The organism is Nonomuraea sp. NPDC049784 (genome assembly GCF_040659615.1).
Classification (GTDB): domain Bacteria; phylum Actinomycetota; class Actinomycetes; order Streptosporangiales; family Streptosporangiaceae; genus Nonomuraea.
This window is the reverse complement of the sequence record NZ_JBFAMX010000921.1, coordinates 1-2,950: the sequence shown is the minus strand read 5'-3', so window position 1 is coordinate 2,950 and position 2,950 is coordinate 1. Positions and strand designations below refer to the sequence as shown.

At 70.1% G+C, this 2,950-nt stretch carries 4 protein-coding genes and 1 pseudogene; 1 reads left to right on the top strand and 4 read right to left on the bottom strand.

The annotated features are described in order from the left end of the window. Positions 1-236: 236 nt before the first annotated feature. Positions 237-791 carry a YceI family protein gene (locus tag AB0J09_RS61050; protein WP_360713169.1) on the top strand — a complete coding sequence of 185 codons (555 nt, stop codon included), beginning with the start codon at positions 237-239 and terminating at the stop codon, positions 789-791. A 5-nt stretch (positions 792-796) separates the two neighbouring features. Here the strand turns inward: AB0J09_RS61050 and AB0J09_RS61045 are convergent, their stop codons facing one another. From AB0J09_RS61045 to AB0J09_RS61030, 4 genes and pseudogenes are all read right to left on the bottom strand, one after another. Then, a complete protein-coding gene (locus AB0J09_RS61045; protein WP_360713167.1) occupies positions 797-1,270 on the bottom strand; it encodes a hypothetical protein in 474 nt (157 codons plus the stop codon). A 22-nt stretch (positions 1,271-1,292) separates the two neighbouring features. Further along, positions 1,293-1,442, bottom strand: a pseudogene (locus tag AB0J09_RS61040) (GDP-mannose 4,6-dehydratase); the annotation flags it as partial. A 48-nt stretch (positions 1,443-1,490) separates the two neighbouring features. Next, positions 1,491-2,663, bottom strand: a complete 1,173-nt coding sequence (locus AB0J09_RS61035) for a hypothetical protein (RefSeq protein WP_360713165.1) — start codon at positions 2,661-2,663, stop codon at positions 1,491-1,493. Next, positions 2,660-2,950 (bottom strand): hypothetical protein (locus AB0J09_RS61030; RefSeq protein WP_360713163.1); only part of this gene is annotated, 291 nt, incomplete at its 5' end. The genes AB0J09_RS61035 and AB0J09_RS61030, both read right to left, overlap by 4 nt.

Here is a 2,950-nt window from a genome sequence, read left to right as displayed (position 1 = left end):
GCCACTCCGGCCGTGGCGAGCAGGCCGGCGCGCGGGCCGCCGCGCATCCCGCAGCCCAGGACGAACAGCATGTCCGGCCCAGGAGTGATCATGGCGATGACGGTGGTCACGGTGAACAGCAAGAGCAGGTGCTGGTCGAGAGGCATGAGCGAATAATGTCAAATGTCCGCCCCAGATTCGCCATGCCACCGGCACGTCTCACTACGGCCCCCCGGGTGCGGGCTTAGCTTGGCAGGGTGAGCATCACCGCTGGTAACTACACGTTCGGACCCGAGTCCGGCCGGCTCCTCGTCAATACGACCCGTACCGGGCTGGGCGCCAAGGCCGGCCACGATCTCACCATCGAGGTCACCCGCTGGCGCGGCGACGCCACGATCGACGCCGCCGACCCGGCCAACTCCTCGGTGACCGTCGAGGTCGACGCCGATTCGCTCGAAGTCAGGGAGGGAACCGGCGGCGTCAAGCCGCTTACGAGCTCCGATCGTGCGGAGATCGAGAAGATCATCCGGGAGAAGATCCTGCGCGTCCAGAAGTACCCGACGATCACGTTCCGGTCGGCCCGGGTGGACGGGACCGCGGAGTCGTTCCGCGTCGAGGGCGAGCTGACCATGGTCGGTGCCACAGAGCCCGTCTCGGTCCAGGGCTCGCTGAGCGAGGAGCGTGTACAGGGCTCGGCGACCATCGCGCAGACCCGATGGGGCATTCGTCCCTACTCGGCGCTGTTGGGCGCGCTCAAACTCGGCGACGAGGTCGAGGTACGGTTCGACGCCGGCCTCGTACCGAAGCAGTGACCCCGTTATCGCCCCGCGGGGGCGGTGGGCAGGTTGGCGTACTCTCCGGCTCTCAGCTGGACCGGGACGTTCACGCGGATGGGCGCGGTGCCGCTGAAGGCGAAGGTCATCGGCACTGTGGCACCGCGCACGCCGCTGACGGTGCCGATGGGCTTGTCACCGGTGCCGACGGGCTGGTTGGGGGGCAAGGTGACGGGACCTGCCAGCTGTACGGAGCCGCCGCCCTCAACGGTGATCCGGTCGAGCTGGACCGGCTTGCCACCGCTGTTGAGCAGCACGGCATACAGGGCGAGCTGCGGGGACGGCGAGCTCGGGTCCGCGCCGTCCAGGAGGAAGACGTTGCGCAGGTGCAGCACTCCTTGAACGTCGGCGTTGGCCCCGCTGTTCGGCACGTACGTCTGCGACGGGTACGTGCCCACCGACATGCAACCGGTCGCGGCCACGGCCATCACGATCACGGTAGAGATGATGGCACGCATCGCCACGCTTCCTCTCGTCACCCTACGTCACCGTTCCGCTACCCAACGGCGGCTCCTCGAACCCCGCCTTCGGCCGCCGGCCCAGGACGGACCTGGCCTTGCTCCAGTCGCCGACGAGCAGGTCGACCTCGGCGGGGCGGACGAAACGCGCGGAAGTGCGGACGTGTCGCGCATGGCGTCCACGTTCCCGAGGACCAGCTCGTGCTTCCTCTGGCGCCGGTCACTCGGGATTCACCGTGAACACGGGAAAATAGCTGGTCACCTTGCCTGCGGCGTAGTCGTCCGCGAGCCGCGGGACGTCCTCGAAGTCGTAGGTCTGGATCATGTCCGGGTCCGGAATCCAGCCGGTCGCCGCCTGGTACTCGAGGATCTCCGGGGAGTCGCCGGAGCGCCACACGTGCGTGTTGACGTGCAGGTGCCGCTTGATGCACTCGACAGCGCGGCGGGTCTCGGTGACCATCCCCCGCTTCCAGCCGAGCGTGGTCAGCACTCCCAGACGTCCGAGCGCCTTGAGCGTGGGCCGCAGCAGCGGCGCGCCGATGTTGTCGATGAAGATCGCGGCCCCGTGACCGTCGCTGAGGGACTCGATGATCCGCAGGAACTCCTTCTCCGAGGTCCGGTACCGCTCCACCAGGTCCGGATCGCCCTCGTCGAGCCGCCGGCTCAGCTCGAGGTCCGGGAACGTCCGCCGGTCCACGGGCGTGATGCCCTTGCGGGCCAGGCAGGACAGCCGCTCGTCGCCGCCGGCCGTCATGGCGACGCGGAACCCGGCCCGCCGCGCCAGCTCCAGTTCCGCCAGGACGACGCCGCCGCCCCAGCCGAACACCAGGTGGTCCTCGGCGGCGACGTCCGGCAACTGCCCCCGCCAGCAGGCGTACGCCACCCGCCAGTTGTCCCAGGCCGAGAAGTACCGGGCGTAGGTGGCCCATTGGGGCAGGGTGTAGGCCGAGTCGGACGGCAGCGGGAGCAGCATCCGCGCCGCGACCTTCGTCCGCTTCGCCAGGAGTCCGATCGTGCCCGGAGCGTCGTACGCGTAGGCCAGTTCGGCGTAGCCGTACCGGTCGCACTTGCCGAAGGGCATCACCATGCACACGTCGCCCTCCGAGAGCGCCCGCGCCTCCGGTGCCTGCCCGGTGCGCAGCACGCGGACCACGCCGATGTTGCCGAGCACGACGGACGGCTCGCCGCGCTGCCGGCAGATGTCCACCGGCGAGCGGGACAGGGCGTGCTCCAGGTTCGCCTCCCACGAGCCGTACAGGGGTTCGACCAGCACCTCGTCGTCGCCCAGGTCCGGGAACGCGAACGTCTCCCTGCGCAGGTTGGCCGCGCCGCCGGGCGCCGGGCCACCGCCGTTCGGCCCGGCGTGAAGCACCCACGCGTCAGTCGTGATCATTCGTCCGGCTCCTCTCCGTCCCGCGCGTCCGCCGGCGGACTCCACCAGTGCCGCCGGTCCGACCATGGATAGGGCGGCAGGTCGACATGTCGTCCCGCCCGATACAGCGCCTCCCACCGCACGTCCACGCCGCGGCAGTACAGCCGGCCGAGCGTGTCCAGCACCGATTCGTCCCCGGCCTGATGGAGACCGGTGCGCCGGACTTCATCCGGGCCGGCCTGTTGCGAACCGGCGGGCCGGCCAGCTCCCGGTGCGGCGATGACGGGGTCCGGCTGACCGTGACCCCG

What these genes read in the sequence shown, in the direction of transcription:
- AB0J09_RS61045 (WP_360713167.1), bottom strand. Translation starts at nt 1,270, where the DNA reads ATGCGTGCCATCATCTCTACCGTGATCGTGATGGCCGTGGCCGCGACC.
- AB0J09_RS61035 (WP_360713165.1), bottom strand. Translation starts at nt 2,663, where the DNA reads ATGATCACGACTGACGCGTGGGTGCTTCACGCCGGGCCGAACGGCGGT.